This window comes from Citrobacter sp. XT1-2-2 (assembly GCF_023516235.1).
GTDB classification, from domain to species: domain Bacteria; phylum Pseudomonadota; class Gammaproteobacteria; order Enterobacterales; family Enterobacteriaceae; genus Citrobacter; species Citrobacter werkmanii.
Window position 1 is genome coordinate 4,475,140 of record NZ_CP097324.1, and the last position, 15,776, is coordinate 4,490,915.

18 protein-coding genes are annotated in these 15,776 nt (G+C 54.0%); 7 read left to right on the forward strand and 11 right to left on the reverse strand.

Annotated elements, in window-relative coordinates; all coding sequences use genetic code 11:
* Nucleotides 1-64 precede the first annotated feature (64 nt).
* The 3 genes from M4I31_RS21255 (at nucleotide 65) to M4I31_RS21265 (ending at nucleotide 2,864) form a co-directional block, all read left to right on the forward strand.
* Nucleotides 65-913, forward strand: coding sequence for an SDR family oxidoreductase (locus M4I31_RS21255; RefSeq protein ID WP_085048458.1), 849 nt, complete (start codon nucleotides 65-67; stop codon nucleotides 911-913).
* 81 nt (nucleotides 914-994) lie between these two features.
* On the forward strand, nucleotides 995-1,819 hold the full coding sequence (locus M4I31_RS21260; RefSeq protein WP_085048490.1) for an AraC family transcriptional regulator: 825 nt from the start codon (nucleotides 995-997) through the stop codon (nucleotides 1,817-1,819).
* A 76-nt stretch (nucleotides 1,820-1,895) separates the two neighbouring features.
* Nucleotides 1,896-2,864 (forward strand): DMT family transporter, encoded by a 969-nt coding sequence (locus M4I31_RS21265; RefSeq protein WP_085048459.1) that lies wholly within the window; start codon nucleotides 1,896-1,898, stop codon nucleotides 2,862-2,864.
* Between the two features lie 61 nt (nucleotides 2,865-2,925).
* Here M4I31_RS21265 and M4I31_RS21270 read toward each other — a convergent pair whose 3' ends face one another.
* Nucleotides 2,926-4,497, reverse strand: coding sequence for a methyl-accepting chemotaxis protein (locus tag M4I31_RS21270; protein ID WP_061382738.1), 1,572 nt, complete (start codon nucleotides 4,495-4,497; stop codon nucleotides 2,926-2,928).
* 244 nt (nucleotides 4,498-4,741) lie between these two features.
* Between M4I31_RS21270 and ytfE the strand changes: the two genes are divergently transcribed.
* Nucleotides 4,742-5,404, forward strand: a complete 663-nt coding sequence (ytfE, locus tag M4I31_RS21275) for an iron-sulfur cluster repair protein YtfE (protein ID WP_069324744.1) — start codon at nucleotides 4,742-4,744, stop codon at nucleotides 5,402-5,404.
* A gap of 147 nt (nucleotides 5,405-5,551) precedes the next feature.
* Here the strand turns inward: ytfE and cycA are convergent, their stop codons facing one another.
* Both cycA and fklB read right to left on the reverse strand, forming a co-directional pair.
* Entirely contained in the window at nucleotides 5,552-6,961 is a 1,410-nt protein-coding gene (cycA, locus tag M4I31_RS21280) for a D-serine/D-alanine/glycine transporter (protein WP_038636591.1), read from the reverse strand.
* Nucleotides 6,962-7,269: 308 nt separating this feature from the next.
* Nucleotides 7,270-7,890, reverse strand: coding sequence for an FKBP-type peptidyl-prolyl cis-trans isomerase (gene fklB / locus M4I31_RS21285; protein ID WP_038642968.1), 621 nt, complete (start codon nucleotides 7,888-7,890; stop codon nucleotides 7,270-7,272).
* A gap of 219 nt (nucleotides 7,891-8,109) precedes the next feature.
* On the opposite strand from fklB, the gene M4I31_RS21290 reads away from it, so the two are divergent.
* On the forward strand, nucleotides 8,110-8,760 hold the full coding sequence (locus tag M4I31_RS21290; protein WP_085048460.1) for an OapA family protein: 651 nt from the start codon (nucleotides 8,110-8,112) through the stop codon (nucleotides 8,758-8,760).
* Between the two features lie 47 nt (nucleotides 8,761-8,807).
* Here M4I31_RS21290 and M4I31_RS21295 read toward each other — a convergent pair whose 3' ends face one another.
* From M4I31_RS21295 to M4I31_RS21320, 6 genes are all read right to left on the reverse strand, one after another.
* A complete protein-coding gene (locus M4I31_RS21295) occupies nucleotides 8,808-9,731 on the reverse strand; it encodes a DMT family transporter (RefSeq protein WP_085048461.1) in 924 nt (307 codons plus the stop codon).
* A gap of 141 nt (nucleotides 9,732-9,872) precedes the next feature.
* Nucleotides 9,873-10,322, reverse strand: coding sequence for a 50S ribosomal protein L9 (gene rplI, locus M4I31_RS21300; protein WP_003025676.1), 450 nt, complete (start codon nucleotides 10,320-10,322; stop codon nucleotides 9,873-9,875).
* A gap of 41 nt (nucleotides 10,323-10,363) precedes the next feature.
* Nucleotides 10,364-10,591 carry a 30S ribosomal protein S18 gene (gene rpsR / locus M4I31_RS21305; RefSeq protein WP_000135199.1) on the reverse strand — a complete coding sequence of 76 codons (228 nt, stop codon included), beginning with the start codon at nucleotides 10,589-10,591 and terminating at the stop codon, nucleotides 10,364-10,366.
* Between the two features lie 4 nt (nucleotides 10,592-10,595).
* Nucleotides 10,596-10,910, reverse strand: coding sequence for a primosomal replication protein N (priB, locus tag M4I31_RS21310; protein WP_085048462.1), 315 nt, complete (start codon nucleotides 10,908-10,910; stop codon nucleotides 10,596-10,598).
* Between the two features lie 6 nt (nucleotides 10,911-10,916).
* On the reverse strand, nucleotides 10,917-11,312 hold the full coding sequence (gene rpsF / locus M4I31_RS21315) for a 30S ribosomal protein S6 (RefSeq protein ID WP_003025672.1): 396 nt from the start codon (nucleotides 11,310-11,312) through the stop codon (nucleotides 10,917-10,919).
* 158 nt (nucleotides 11,313-11,470) lie between these two features.
* Nucleotides 11,471-12,235, reverse strand: a complete 765-nt coding sequence (locus tag M4I31_RS21320; RefSeq protein WP_038636579.1) for a TSUP family transporter — start codon at nucleotides 12,233-12,235, stop codon at nucleotides 11,471-11,473.
* 298 nt (nucleotides 12,236-12,533) lie between these two features.
* Here M4I31_RS21320 and yjfY point away from each other — a divergent pair, with 298 nt between their 5' ends.
* Nucleotides 12,534-12,809 (forward strand): DUF1471 family protein YjfY, encoded by a 276-nt coding sequence (yjfY, locus tag M4I31_RS21325; protein WP_038636575.1) that lies wholly within the window; start codon nucleotides 12,534-12,536, stop codon nucleotides 12,807-12,809.
* A gap of 168 nt (nucleotides 12,810-12,977) precedes the next feature.
* Nucleotides 12,978-14,171: an MFS transporter gene (locus M4I31_RS21330; RefSeq protein WP_085048463.1), complete on the forward strand. Its 1,194-nt coding sequence runs from the start codon at nucleotides 12,978-12,980 to the stop codon at nucleotides 14,169-14,171.
* Between the two features lie 62 nt (nucleotides 14,172-14,233).
* Here the strand turns inward: M4I31_RS21330 and M4I31_RS21335 are convergent, their stop codons facing one another.
* On the reverse strand, nucleotides 14,234-14,920 hold the full coding sequence (locus M4I31_RS21335) for an L-ribulose-5-phosphate 4-epimerase (RefSeq protein WP_085048464.1): 687 nt from the start codon (nucleotides 14,918-14,920) through the stop codon (nucleotides 14,234-14,236).
* The gene (locus M4I31_RS21340) at nucleotides 14,920-15,774 is read right to left on the reverse strand and encodes an L-ribulose-5-phosphate 3-epimerase (protein ID WP_085048465.1); all 855 of its coding nucleotides are present in this window, start codon (nucleotides 15,772-15,774) and stop codon (nucleotides 14,920-14,922) included. Before M4I31_RS21340 ends, M4I31_RS21335 begins: the two co-directional genes overlap by 1 nt.
* Nucleotides 15,775-15,776: the final 2 nt, after the last annotated feature.

Here is a 15,776-nt window from a genome sequence, read left to right on the forward strand (position 1 = left end):
TTACTAAAAGTAAGTTTAAGTGTTAGCGTGATTAAACACAAGACCAATACCAAGGAGTTACCCCATGATCGCAATTACCGGCGCCACCGGCCAACTGGGCCAACACGTTATTGAATCGCTACTGAAAACCGTTCCTGCCAGCCAGATTGTGGCTATCGTGCGTAACCCCGCTAAAGCGACGGCGCTTAGCCAGCAGGGCATTACCGTTCGCCAGGCGGATTACAGCGACGAAGCCGCGTTTTCGACTGCCTTACAGGGTATCGACAAGCTACTGCTGATCTCCTCCAGCGAAGTGGGACAACGTGCCCCACAGCATCGCAACGTGATTAATGCAGCAAAGGCTGCCCACGTGAAATTTATCGCCTACACCAGCCTGCTGCACGCCGACACCTCCCCGCTGGGGCTGGCCGATGAACACGTCGCCACCGAGAAGATGCTGGCTGAATCCGGTATCGCTTATGCGCTACTGCGCAACGGCTGGTACACCGAAAACTATCTCGCCAGCGCGCCAGCTGCACTGGAACACGGCGTCTTTATCGGGGCGGCGGGAGAAGGCAAAATCGCCTCGGCAACCCGTGCCGACTATGCCGCAGCCGCCGCGCGCGTCATCAGTGAAGAGGGGCACGCCGGTAAAACCTACGAACTGGCGGGCGATGCAGGCTGGACCCTGAGCCAGTTGGCTGCCGAGCTGGCAAAGCAGAGCGGTAAAAAAGTGGTGTATCAGAACCTGAGCGAAGCTGATTTTGCCGCAGCGCTGAAAGGCTTTGGTCTGCCTGCCGGGCTGGCGGAGATGCTGGCTGATTCTGACGTTGGCGCCTCTAAAGGCGGTCTGTTCGATGACAGCCATACGTTGAGCAAACTGATTGGCCGCCCAACCACATCATTGGCTGACAGCGTCAAAGGCATCGTATAAGTGTTAAAAATTAGTTAATTGTGGTGGCATCCCCGCGCATCCTCTCTGATAATGACAGGATGATGCGTGGGGAGAGAAAACGTGCAAGGTGTACCTGAGCAGTTTATTGATGAGAAAGACAGCGCCCGCTTTCGCCATCTGGCGCAGGTGCCGGGCGTTGAGCTGTATCATGCGCACATCTCACGTTACGCCTTTGAACCACATACCCATGAAGCGTTTGGCATTGGCGCGATAGAAGCCGGAGCCGAACGTTTTCGCTATCGCGGTACGCAGTACGTCGCGCCCGCCCATTCTGTCGTCACCATGAATCCCGATGAGTTGCATACCGGCGAAGCCGAAACCGCCGATGGCTGGCGCTATCGGATGATCTATCTTGAGCCCGATCTTCTGGAAGAGCTCACCGGGATCCGCCACTGGTGGTTTCATGACGTAACGCGTCACGATCCGCTGCGCTCGCGCCAGATCTGCTCACTGATCCACGGCCTGTGGAACACAGAGGATGCGCTGGCGCAAAAAGGGTTATTGCTCGATCTGATCGACACCTTCCAGCCGCTGGCCCGCCATGCGCCAACATCTGCAGAAGGGGCGCATCGCTTTGAACGGGTACGCGAGTATCTGCATGATAATTACATGCACCCGATAACGCTCGACGAACTGGCGCGGGTTGCCTCACTGAGTCCCTGGCATTTTCAACGCCAGTTTAAGTCTCATTTCCACGTTACGCCGCACCAAATGCTGATGGCCATTCGCCTGTGGCGAGCCAAAGGTTTTCTCACTCACGGAATGCCCGCCGCAGAGGTCGCCGCCGCAACCGGTTTGACCGACCAGTCGCATCTCACCCGCGCATTTACTCATCGTTACGGCATTACGCCGGTACGTTATCAGAAGCAGGTTTATTCGCGCTAATGCGCAATCTCATACAATACGGCTGCACTCTCCCTACCTACACTCAACGCAATGTTTAATGATGTGGATGTTAACAATGATTAGCGGCGTGCTGTACGCCCTGCTGGCAGGGCTGATGTGGGGATTAATTTTTGTCGGGCCGCTGATCGTGCCGGAATACCCGGCAGTATTACAGTCGATGGGACGCTATCTGGCGCTGGGGCTGATTGCTGTGCCGATCGCCTGGCTGGGACGCGCACGTCTGCGCCAACTGACGGGTAAAGACTGGATAACGGCGCTGGCGCTAACGATGATGGGTAACCTGATTTATTACGTTTGCCTGGCCAGCGCCATCCAGCGTACCGGCGCGCCGGTATCAACGATGATTATTGGTACATTACCGGTGGTGATCCCGGTCTTCGCCAACCTGCTCTATAGCCAGCGTGACGGTAAATTATCCTGGTGGCGTCTGTCACCTGCGCTGATATTAATTGCTATTGGCCTGCTGTGCGTGAATATCTCGGAGCTGAACCAGGGATTACCCGATTTCAGCGGCTGGCGTTATGGCTCTGGTATCGTGCTGGCGCTTGTCTCAGTGGTGTGCTGGGCGTGGTATGCACTGCGTAATGCCCGCTGGCTGCGCGAGAATCCCGATAAGCATCCGATGATATGGGCGACGGCTCAGGCGCTGGTGACGCTGCCCGTTTCTCTGCTGGGGTACATTGCAGCATGTCTGTGGCTGCATGGGCAAACGCCAGGTTTCGCCCTGCCCTTCGGCCCGCGTCCGGATGTGTTTATCGGCCTGATGATAGCCATTGCGGTATTGTGTTCGTGGGTTGGCGCGCTGTGCTGGAACGTCGCCAGCCAGAAGCTGCCGACGGTGATCCTCGGCCCGCTGATTGTCTTCGAAACGCTGGCTGGCCTGCTGTATACCTTTATGCTGCGCCAGGCTTTTCCGCCGCTGCTGACGCTAAGCGGTATTGCGCTGCTGGTAATAGGCGTGGTAATTGCGGTGCGGTCAAAACCGCAGAAACCGGCGGTAGTGCCGGTTTCAGGGGATGCCTGATGGCGCTGCGCTTATCAGGCCTACAAGGACTGTACGATCTCATGTAGGCCGGATAAGGCGTTTACGCCGCCATCCGGCGCGACACTTTAAATACCGCCACGGTCTGGTTCAGTCGTGCTGCCTGCTCTTCAAGGGCGGCGGCAGCGGAAGCGGACTCCTCCACCAGCGAAGCATTTTGCTGCGTCACGCGATCCATCTCGGCAACGGCCTGGCCTACCTGATCGATACCCCGGCTCTGTTCATCAGAAGCCGAGGCAATTTCGCCCATAATGTCGGTCACGCGGGTCACGGCGCTGACAATCTCCGCCATCGTTTCGCCTGCTTCATGCACCAGCGCCGTACCGGCATTGACCCGATTGCCCGAGTCATCAATCAGCGCCTTAATCTCTTTTGCCGCCTGAGCGCTACGCTGCGCCAGAGTACGAACTTCGCCAGCGACCACGGCAAAACCACGGCCCTGTTCGCCCGCACGCGCCGCTTCTACCGCCGCGTTCAGCGCCAGAATATTGGTCTGGAAGGCAATACCGTCGATAACAGAGGTAATTTGCGCGATTTTGCTGGAGCTGGTGGCGATTTCGTCCATTGTACGCACCACGCCATCAACCACGGTTCCACCTTTCAGCGCCGTCTGTGAGGCGTTTTTTGCCAGACTGGTCGCCTGACGCGCGTTATCCGCGTTCTGCTTCACGGTGGCGGTGAGTTGTTCCATGCTGGCAGCGGTCTCTTCCAGAGAGGCAGCCTGCTGCTCGGTACGTGAAGAGAGATCGTTACTGCCTGCGGCAATTTCACCCGCGCCGGTGTAGATAGTGTCAGCCCCGTCACGCACCACGCTGACCGTATTCGCCAGCGCCTGCTGCATGTCACGCACATTACTTGCCAGCAGCGCCATTTCATTGCTGCCATCGGCGTTGATGCTATGCGTCAGGTCACCCGCAGCGATGTGGCGAATATGTCCCATCACCTCGTGGAGCGGCTTGAGCAACACGCGCTGCATCGCCAGCCAGCTGGCGACAATCACAGTGACGACAGTCAACATCACGGCAGACAACAGCCAGATTATCTTGCGGTAATCACTCTCATTGTCCTGCACGCCGGCAGTGGCCAGCGCCGTTTGCGCGGCACGCCATTCCCGATATACTTCCTGCATGGCCGTCTGCTTCTGCTCAGCATTCTGCTTGAACATCTCTTCCAGCTTACCTTCAGCCAGCAGCGCGTTCATTTTAGCCAGCGTCGCAGAATAGATGCCGTACTGTTCTTCCAGTCGATCGGCCAGACGCTCATCCAGCCCCGGCGTTTCTGGCAGGGCGTAGTATTTATCGTAATGCTCTTTCGACTCGGCCAGCAGACGATTTGCCGTGTTCACCAGTTCTTTCAACTGACCACCGTTGATCTCGCTGGCCATCGTTCCCTGTAAACGCAGCATCCCCCGGTTGAGCGTGACGCGAGCCTGGTTCAGGCTAATCCACGCATCGGTAAATTCAGCCACGTTCTGACTGGAAAGCTGAGAGACATTAAAGTTCTGTTTATCGTTATTGAGTGCGCCAATAAAGACGCCTGCGGAGATGAGCTGCATCGCGCCCAGCGCGAGTAACACGGTGATAAGTAAGGTTATCACTTTGATTCGTTTGAACATCTGTTGCCTTTTATTATGCAGGTATTGTCTGAGGTCTAACTATCGGCAGCGGCGTGCGCTTATTTAATTCTCCGGCGCAGCTTTTTTCGCCATTTCTCCCCTTTTCAATAAGATTCAGCACCTTAACGAAATAAGAAATTTTCGTGACGCTCATCACAAAACACCCCACCCCGAAAGGGTTATAGCCTTCTCTATAAGTTGCATTTAAAATACACCTTATATTATTGAGAATGAGGTAACGGCAATGTCTTATCGCGATCAACCTTTAGGTGAACTGGCGCTCTCTATTCCTCGCGCTTCGGCCCTGTTTCGTAAATACGATATGGATTACTGCTGCGGCGGTAAGCAAACGCTGGCACGCGCTGCCGCACGTAAAGAGCTGGATTTAGACGCTATCGAGGCGCAGCTCGCGCAACTGGCTGAACAGCCGTTGGAGAAAGACTGGCGTACCGTGGCGCTGGCTGAAATCATCGACCATATCATTGTGCGTTATCACGACAGACATCGCGAACAGTTGCCGGAACTGATCCTGCAGGCCACGAAAGTTGAACGCGTCCACGCAGACAAACCGAACGTACCGCGCGGTCTGGCGAAGAACCTGAGCATGCTGCATGAAGAGCTGTCCAGCCACATGATGAAGGAAGAGCAGATCCTGTTCCCGATGATTAAACAGGGTATGGGTAGCCAGGCAATGGGACCAATCAGCGTGATGGAAAGCGAGCATGACGATGCCGGTGAACTGGTCGAAGTGATCAAACACATCACCCATAATGTGACGCCGCCGCCAGAAGCCTGCACCACCTGGAAAGCCATGTATAACGGCATTAACGAGATGATCGACGACCTGATGGAACACATCAGTCTGGAAAATAATGTGTTGTTCCCGCGTGCCCTCGCAGGTGAATAAAAAAGCCCGGTGGCGTTAGCGCTTACCGGGCCTACAACGACCTCGAACGTAGGCCTGATAAGGCGAAGCCGCATCAGGCAATCCCGCCAGCATAGTGCCGGATGCGGCGTAAACGCCTTATCCGGCCTACACCTCACTGCGTAGCGATTAACGCACGCCTGCCATACGTTTCTTACCGATAAACAACCAGCCCAGACCCAGCGCGATGAACCACAGCGGCGTCACGATCAGCGCCTGGCGAGTATCCTCTTCCAGCGTCAGCAGTACCAGTACGAAAACAAAGAACGCCATACACACCCAGCACATCAGCTTACCGAGCGGCATCTTGTAGATTGATTTTTCATGCAGGTGCGGACGCTGCTTGCGGTACACCAGGTACGAGCAAAGAATGATGGTCCATACGAACATGAACAGAATCGCCGACACGGTGGTGATCATGGTGAACGCGCCAATCACGCTCGGATTCACATACAGCATCACCACGCCGCCCAACAGGCAGATACAGGAGAAGGTTAAACCTTTCGCCGGAACCGCGCGTTTAGACAGCTTGGCAAACGCTTTAGGCGCCACGCCTTCCTGCGCCAGACCAAACAGCATACGGCTGGTAGAGAACACGCCGCTGTTTGCGGAAGAGGCCGCAGAAGTTAGCACCACAAAGTTGATCAGGCTCGCCGCCGCGGGCAGACCAACCAGGACAAACAGTTCAACGAATGGGCTCTTGGATGGTACTACCGAGCTCCACGGCGTGACGGACATAATCACAATCAGCGCGAAAACGTAGAACATGATGATACGGATCGGGATCGAGTTAATGGCGCGCGGCAGAGATTTCTCCGGATCTTTGGTTTCCGCAGCGGTTGTCCCCACCAGCTCAATGCCCACAAACGCGAACACCGCAATCTGGAAGCCGGCAAAGAAGCCGCTCAGCCCTTTCGGGAACCAGCCACCGTCATTCCACAGATGCGTGAACGATGCCTGAACGCCAGTTGGCGACTGGAAGTGCGTCAGCACCATCACCAGGCCGACGACAATCAGACCGATAATGGCAACGATTTTGATCATCGCAAACCAGAACTCCATCTCACCGAACATTTTTACCGTGGCGAGGTTAAGGCTCAGCAGCAACACGATCACCGCCAGCGAGGCGACCCAGTCTGAGAGTTCAGGGAACCAGAATTGCGCATACGCCGTAATGGCGACAACGTCGGCCATCCCGGTAACAACCCAGCAGAACCAGTAAGTCCAACCGGTAAAATACCCGGCCCATGGCCCAAGCAGGTCGGAGGCAAAATCACTAAAGGATTTGTACTCCAGATTCGAGAGCAGCAACTCTCCCATTGCCCGCATCACGAAAAACAGCATGAAACCGATGATCATATACACAAAGATGATCGACGGTCCGGCAAGACTGATAGTTTTACCGGAGCCCATAAACAGGCCGGTACCGATTGCGCCGCCAATGGCAATAAGTTGAATATGACGGTTTGTGAGATTGCGCCGTAGCGACTGTTCAGACGAAGCCTCTTCTGCGGCTTCGACTTTTACCTGATCTACCATGTTTTTTCTTCCTGTACCTGTCTGTGTTGTTCAGGCTCTACGGCCTTTAGTGTGTCTATGATACGACGATCCTGTTAGCAGGACTCATCGATATTAGGTAAGAATTGGCGGGATGAATACTAAGATTTAGATATAATGTTAATTTAATGTTTAAAGTGAGTGTCATATCACTCTGATAGCGCGAATCAGCTCACAAAAATACACGCTGGTGAGGCATTTGCAAGATAAAATATCGACAACGGCGTAACTATAGCTTTTCACGCTATTTCTTTGCTCCCCCCGGCCTCGGGGGGAACAGAAGTCACTGCTTACAGAATCTCAAGCAGTTCAACGTCGAATACCAGCGTGCTGAACGGAGGAATGGACGCGCCAGCGCCACGCTCGCCGTAAGCCAGTTCCTGAGGAATAGTCAGTTCCCATTTGGAACCCACCGGCATCAGAGTCAGCGCTTCAATCCAGCCAGGGATGACGCCGTTAACCGGGAATTCAGCCGGTTCGCCACGTGCGACAGAACTGTCGAACACGGTACCGTCGATCAGTTTACCGGTGTAATGCACGCGAACGCGGTCGGTGCGTGCCGGGATAGCACCTTCGCCCTGGGTCAGAACACGGAACTGCAAACCGGATTCAGTGCTGTTCACACCCTCTTTCTCACGGTTTTCTTCCAGATATTTAACGCCATCAGCGGCCATAGCCTGGAAACGCTCGCGACGAACTGCATCAGCACGCTCGTGGATTTCACGCAGTGCGCGATGCACAACATCAACCGGCACTGCCGGATGCTTGCCTTCCAGCGCGTCAGCGATACCCGCTACCAGCGCTTCAGGCAACAGCCCTTCCAGACCGGATTCGCTCAGCTGCTGTCCTACCTGCAAACCAATGCCGTAGCTTGCTTGCGCTTCGATAGTGTCAAAAGTCGGGGTAGCCATCATATTTCCTTTCATCGGATGTAAAGTAGCGGGCAGCATATCAGCCATGCCGCATCCGGTAAAACTTTGTCTCGGGAACTGATGACAAATCGCGAGGAAAAAGAAACAATGACTATTGTCCGCATGAATGTCACGAAAGCGGGTACCCGAACAAGTATCATAGAGTTAGCGATCTATACTCTATGACTGAGGAACGAGACGCGGAGCAGGAGGAAAGCCATGCCCGGGCGCTTTGAATTAAAACCAACCCTGGCGAAAATCTGGCATGCACCGGACAATTTTCGCATTATGGACCCGCTGCCACCGATGCACCGCCGTGGCATTATTGCTGCTGCTATCGTGCTGGTGATCGGTTTCCTGCTCCCTTCCAGCGACACCAGCGATGCACCAGTGGTCGCGCGTACTGCCCAGTTGGATTTGCAGTCGCAGTCACAGCCGCCGACGGAGGCCCAGCTTCAGGCACAACTGGTCGCCCCGCAAAACGACCCTGGCCAGGTCGCGCCGGTTGCGCCGGAACCCATCCAGGAAGGGGAACCAGACGCACAGCCGCAGGCCCAGCAATCTCAGCCACAGACGCAACCTTTCCAGCCGGATAGTGGAATTGACCAGCAGTGGCGTTCCTACCGCGTAGATTCGGGTAAAACGCTGGCCCAGGTATTCCGTGACCACAATCTCCCGCCAACCGATGTGTACGCCATGGCGCAGGTAGAAGGAGCCGGAAAACCGCTGAGCAATTTGAAAGACGGACAGATGGTGCAGATCAGGCAGAATGCCAGTGGCGTAGTGACAGGGTTAACCATCGATACGGGTAATGGCCAGCAGGTCCTGTTTACCCGCCAGCCTAACGGCAGTTTTATTCGCGCCCGATAGCCAGCACACCTGATAAGCGCAGTGCCATCAGGCAGCAAGGTGAAGCGTTAGCGTTTCACCTTGTTCACCCACCAGATCCCCGAACAGACCAGCACCAACGCTACTGCATATTTCCATTCGAGAATATTTTCGCCGAGGAAAATGGCCGACAGTACCGCGCCTGAAACCGGGATCAGGAAGTTAAACGGCGCAATCATCCCCACGCGGTTGTGTTTAAGCAAAATACTCCACAAGGCAAATGCCACCGAAGAGAGCAACGTCAGGTAGCCCAGAATCGCCAACGAAGACGCGCCGTGTACGGTCAGCGTGCCACCAAAAGCGTAACCGCCGATCACCAGCGCCAGACCGCCACCGCCCAGTTGATACCCCGTCATTACCGTCGGGTCGACCGTCTGAGAAATGCGTTTGCCGTATAACGTAGCGGCGGAGAGAATAAAGGCTGCCATCACTACCGAGCCGTCCCCTAACAGGCTGAAGCTAAAATCCAGTCCGCTGTTAAAGTTCACCACCATCACGCCGAGAAAGCCCAGGATACAACCCAGCGCCTTGTTGTAGCTGAGTTTATCGTTCTGATAGATAAAATGCGCCAGCAGCACGCTGAAGAACGTGCCAGTCGCGTTCATGATGGACCCTTTCACCCCCGTGGTGAACGCCAGGCCAATATAAAAGAAAATATATTGCAGCGAAGTCTGCGTCAGCCCCAACAGCGTGAGCTGACCATATTGACGCGGGCTTAACCGGCCAATCGGTTTACGCTGCGCTACCGCCAGCAGGAGCAGCAATAATCCCGCAAACAGGAAGCGATAGCCGGCAAAGACAATTTTCGAGGGAATGTCATCCGTGGCAATCTGGAAGATCTCGTATCCACTTTTGATCGCCGGGTAGGCGCTCCCCCACAGCAAGCAGCAGAATGCCGCGCTCAGATAGACAACGTTTTTACGCGCAAACAGAGGTTGGTGCGTTGGTTCCATTCCATCACCACTTTGAAATAATGTTTTATTTTTATGATTATCCCGAAAAGGACAAAGAATAGCCAGAGAGAAAGACGGGGAACAGAAAAGCAAAACGCCGGCACTAGGCCGGCGCTTTTACGCGGTTAGCAGAATAAAAACTTATTCCGCAACTACGTTTACAGTCAGCTTAGCAAACACTTCGCTGTGAACCTGGAAGCTCACTTCGTGCTCGCCAGTGGTACGCAGAACGCCGTTCGGCAGACGAACTTCGCTCTTAGCTACTTCAACGCCAGCTGCAGTTACAGCGTCAGCGATGTCGCGAGTACCGATGGAACCGAACAGTTTACCTTCGTCGCCTGCTTTAGACGCGATGGTTACGGTTTCCAGTGCGTTGATTTTCTCAGCACGAGCTTCAGCAGCGGACAGAACGTCAGCCAGTTTAGCTTCCAGCTCAGCGCGACGCGCTTCGAAAAATTCAACGTTTTTCTTGGTAGCAGGAACAGCTTTACCCTGTGGTACCAGGAAGTTACGAGCATAGCCCGCTTTAACGTTAACCTGATCACCCAGGCTACCCAGGTTTGCTACTTTATCAAGCAGAATAACTTGCATTACCTTATCCTCTCAAAGTCGTATTAATGGACCGTGACCGATTACTGATGACGATCAGTGTACGGCAGCAGGGACAGGTAGCGAGCGCGTTTGATAGCGCGAGCCAGCTGACGCTGGTATTTTGCACGGGTACCGGTGATACGGCTTGGGACAATCTTACCGCTTTCGGTGATGTAGTTTTTCAGCGTAGCGATATCTTTATAGTCGATCTCTTGAACGCCTTCCGCGGTGAAACGGCAGAACTTGCGACGACGGAAATAACGTGCCATATGGCTAGTCTCCAGAATCTATCAATTCAATCTGCTCGGCATGCAGAACCACTTTGCTCAGGCCGTTCTTTGCCTTATGGCAAGAGATGAACCCCTGAACGGTTACTGCGCTACCGACCGTTATACTGTGAGTAATGGCCTGGTTTTCGTGTCCGCTAACAATAACGGGCATTTGGCACCACGCCTGCCGGTGAAACCCGGCTTCCTCCTGCACAGAACGATGCTCAAGCACGAACTGGCAATGAGGAATTCCTGATGGACTGACCTTTCGAAGGGGGGCCCTGCACACGGTGCCGGACAACGCCAGACGGTTGGTCATCAGAAATTACTCTTCAGAATCCCCAGCTTCAGCATCATCTGCGGTTTCGTTTGCGAAATCATCGCGACGCTCACGGCGCTCGTCTTTCGCTTTAACCATCGGAGATGCTTCGGTAACAGCGTGTTTAGTACGCATAACCATGCTGCGGATAACGGCATCGTTGAAGCGGAAGGTAGTTTCCAGCTCATCGATCACTTCCTGCGGCGCTTCAACGTTCATCAGAACGTAGTGAGCTTTGTGCAGTTTGTTGATCGGGTAAGCCAGCTGACGGCGGCCCCAGTCTTCCAGACGGTGGATCGTGCCTTCTGCGCCAGTGATGGCAGCAGTGTAGCGTTCGATCATACCCGGAACCTGTTCGCTCTGGTCAGGATGGACCATAAAAACGATTTCGTAATGACGCATCGAATTGCTCCTTACGGATTATTCAGCCTCCTGTCTGGGTCAGCCGAGGCCCATGGAGGCAAGGAACGTGTTAAAGGTCGGCTGAAAAATGACGCGTCATAATACTGGGGTCAGCCGGTAAACTCAAGGTGCTTGTACGATTATTTACCATGTCGCCATTAATACATATCCAGCAGCATTTTGACGCTAATGCAAATGGAGACAATGACAATCATCGGCCGGATAACTTTCTTTCCGCGCGTCAGTACCACCGTTGCGCCCAGGCGCGCGCCGAGCGATTGTCCGGCAAACATCACCAGCCCCAGCGACCAGATCATTTTGCCGCCGAAAATGAAGAACAAAATCGAGGCGATATTCGATGCAAGGTTAATAAAATTCGAGTGAATTTGTGCCTTATCGATGCTGTATCCCCACAACAGGATATAGCAGAGCGTATAAAAGGAACCCGCACCAGCGCCAAGAAATCCATCATAAAAGCCAATGCAGCCGCCGCAGATCAGAGAAAAGAAAAACAGGGATACCTGCGGCTTTCTTTTCGGTTCGCTGAGATTGGGAGCGGAAATAAAGTAGATGGCGACGGCGATAATCAGTACCGGAAGCAGTTTTTTCAACACCTCCGGTTCAATGAACTGAATGAGCGTCGTGCCTAACGCTGAGCCGATAAAAGCAGACAGGAATACATACTTGTGCTCCTGCACGTTGATATGTCCCCGGCGTAAAAAGTAAATCCCGGAGGTTAGCGAACTGCCCAGCGCCTGAATTTTATTGGTTGCCAGCGCATTCGCCGGGGGTAAACCAGAAATTAACAGTGCGCCAATAGAGAGAAACCCACCGCCGCCCGACACCACGTTAATAAAGCCAGCCACCAGCGCGACCATAAACATAATCACGAAGTAGCTGAAATCCATGAATGAAGTATCCATAAGTTTTTGCCTTATTATCATAAAGTTATATTAATTATACGGCTCACTATAAACAGGGTATCCATCCGTTTAAATTGACTATTTGGTAAGAGCTTGTGCGCGAAATACAGGTATTTTTTAACGCAGCGGTATCTATCAGTTACCTGTAAATAAAAGAAAAGGCGGGTATGCGGTAATTTTTTGAACAACTGCATCAGAAATGGTCGCTAACGCCTGCGCCGGTAGCGGTTAAAATTACATCAGAAGCTCATCACTCACAGGAGAGAAGCAACCAGAGACCGCAGTCGAGGAGGTACATATGCGAGCCCGTGTTTTGACCCTTCTGGCTGTGCTTTTGCTCAGTGCAAATGCAACGGCAGCCATCCAAATTGACAATCATCAGGCCAGGAATATGGATGATGTGCAGAGCTTAGGCGTCATTTACATAAATCATAACTTCGCCACTGAAAGTGAAGCCACTCAGGCCCTGAATGAAGAGACCGATGCGCAAGGCGCAAACTACTACCACGTGATCCTCACCAGGGAACCCGGCAGTAACGGAAATATGCACGCCAGTGCGGATATTTATCGCTAGCACCAGAAACAACCAACGAGAACATTGCCACCGTTTGACTTGCCCCCCTCACCGGGGGCTTTTTTTTGCACATCAGGTAAATGAGAATTATTTTTCTTTGTATCTTATCCTGGTCATCATTTACTGATTAAATAAAGCATTACCGAACTGATACTCTGGGGCGAAACCATGTTTGCACGCTATGCGACGCTGAATCGCATACCAAAAGGCGTTTGGGTGCTGGGCGGCGTGAGTCTGCTTATGGATGTCTCCTCCGAAATGATCCATAGCCTGCTGCCGTTGTTTATGGCAACCACGCTGGGAGCCAGCGTCATTATCATTGGCCTGATTGAAGGATTAGCTGAAGCCACCGCGCTGATCATTAAGGTTTTTTCCGGCGTTCTCAGTGATTATCTGGGAAAGCGCAAAGGGCTGGCGATGCTCGGTTATGGTTTGGGGGCGCTGAGTAAGCCCCTGTTCGCGATGGCGGGCTCATCAGGCATGGTACTCAGCGCTCGCATGATTGATCGTGTGGGTAAAGGTATTCGCGGCGCTCCCAGGGATGCGTTAGTCGCGGATGTCACCCCGTCCGAAATCCGCGGCGCCGCTTATGGTCTGCGCCAGTCTTTGGATACCATTGGCGCATTTCTGGGCCCCCTGCTCGCCGTCGGGCTAATGCTGCTATGGAACAACGATTTTCACACTATCTTCTGGGTTGCCGTCATCCCTGGGGTGCTCTCTATCGCCCTGCTATGGTTTGGCCTGAGTGAACCGAAAACCCCTGTCACTGATAAACGCACCAATCCGTTACGACGGGAAAACCTGAAAAAGTTGAGTGCAGCCTACTGGTGGGTCGTGGGACTGGGCGCGCTCTTCACGCTCGCCCGCTTTAGCGAAGCGTTTCTCGTGTTGCGCGCATATCAAATGGATATCCCGCTGTTTGCCATTCCGCTGGTAATGGTCGCCATGAATCTGGTCTACAGTCTGTCGGCTTATCCTTTTGGAAAAATGTCTGACAGTATGAACCACTCCCGCATGTTACAGGCGGGCCTGCTGGTCCTGATCGCGGCGGATATCACTCTGGCGCTGAGTCACCACTGGAGCACGTTACTGATAGGCGTGGGACTGTGGGGGATTCATATGGGCATGACGCAAGGGTTGCTGGCTGCCATGATTGCGCATACCGCGCCAGCAGAACTACGCGGTACGGCCTTCGGTATGTTTAATCTGATCAGTGGCATCGCCCTGCTGTTAGCCAGTACCAGCGCGGGCATTCTGTGGGAAACGATGGGCGCAGCCTCGACGTTTTACGCTGGTGCTGTCATTTGTGCGATAGTTTTAGCAGGAATGCGATTTACGCCAGCGGCTTACCAGCAACGCTGAAGATTGCCCCGAACAGATCGGTGACGCACATCCGCAGATGCACGTTGTCCGGGGCAGAGACGTTACTTCTGCCCGTAGTAGGCGTTTGGGCCGTGCTTACGCATGAAGTGTTTATTCATCAGATAACTGTCGATGGGGCTGAGGGCCGGATTAATGTCACGCGCAATCCATGCCATCTTCGCGACCTCTTCCATCACTACAGCGTTGTGTACCGCGTCGTGCGCATCTTTACCCCAGGCAAACGGACCATGCTGATACACGACTACGCCGGGCGTATGCAGAGGCTCCACGTTCCCCAGCGTTTCGATAATCACCTTGCCGGTATTCAGCTCATATTCGCCCTCAACCTCTGCTTCAGTTAACGCCCGCGTGCAGGGGATATCACCAAAGAAGTAATCCGCATGCGTCGTGCCGAGTGCAGGTATTGCCAGACCCGCCTGCGCCCATGCCGTCGCGTGAGTTGAGTGGGTGTGCACCACGCCGCCAAGAGATAAATAGCGGCGATACAGCGCCAGATGGGTGGCGGTATCGGAAGAAGGACGATAACGTCCTTCCACCACGTTGCCATCCAAATCCACGATCACCATGTCGTCAACCTGCATCGTTTGATAGTCTACGCCGCTGGGCTTAATCACCACCAGCCCCCGTTCGCGGTCGATGGCGCTGACGTTACCCCAGGTAAACGTCACCAGCCCGTAACGCGGCAGATCCATGTTGGCCTCAAAAACCTGCTGTTTAAGTTTTTGCATTACACCGTCTCCACCAGACCTGCGCTGGCCATCCGCGCTTTCACCCAATCGCGCGCCTTCGCCACTTCACGCACCGGATCGTCCGTTGTTTCACTCCACATCTCAATCAGATATGGCCCGCAATACCCACTCTGCTTGAGCGTTGCAAAACAACGTTCGAAATCGACAACACCTTCACCAAACGGCACATTTTTGAACACGCCGGGTCTGGTGTCCTTCACGTGAACGGCCACGATATGGCCTATTCCTGCCTGCAACTCCATCTGTACATCGTTATCCCACGCCGACAAATTGCCGATATCGGGATACAGCTGGAACCACGGATTATTGAGATAGTGGGCATAACCCAGCGCCTTACTGATCGAATTCATCAGCGGATAATCCATGATCTCCATCGCCAGCGTCACCTGCGCGCGACTTGCCATCTCAACGCTCTCTTTTAGCCCCTCGCGAAATCGACGACGCGTTTCGTTATTAGCCTGCTGGTAATAGACGTCGTAACCCGCCAGTTGAATCACGCGAATACCAATATCCTGCGCAAACTGAATGGCTTTCCGCATGATCGCCAGTCCCTGATCGCGCACCGCATCATCTTCGCTCCCCAGCGGGAAACGGCGGTGAGCGCTCAGGCACATAGAAGGTACACGTACTCCCGTTTCGGCGATGGCGGCCACCAGCGCCAGACGCTGCTCGCGGCTCCAGTCAAGGCGCGCGAGGCGGGCATCAGTTTCATCAACCGACATTTCGACAAAGTCAAAACCTAACTCTTTCGCCAGCCGCAAGCGCTCCAGCCAGCACTCCCCTCCGGGGAGCGCTTTTTCATAAATACCGAGCGGGACCTGTTTCGACAACATAG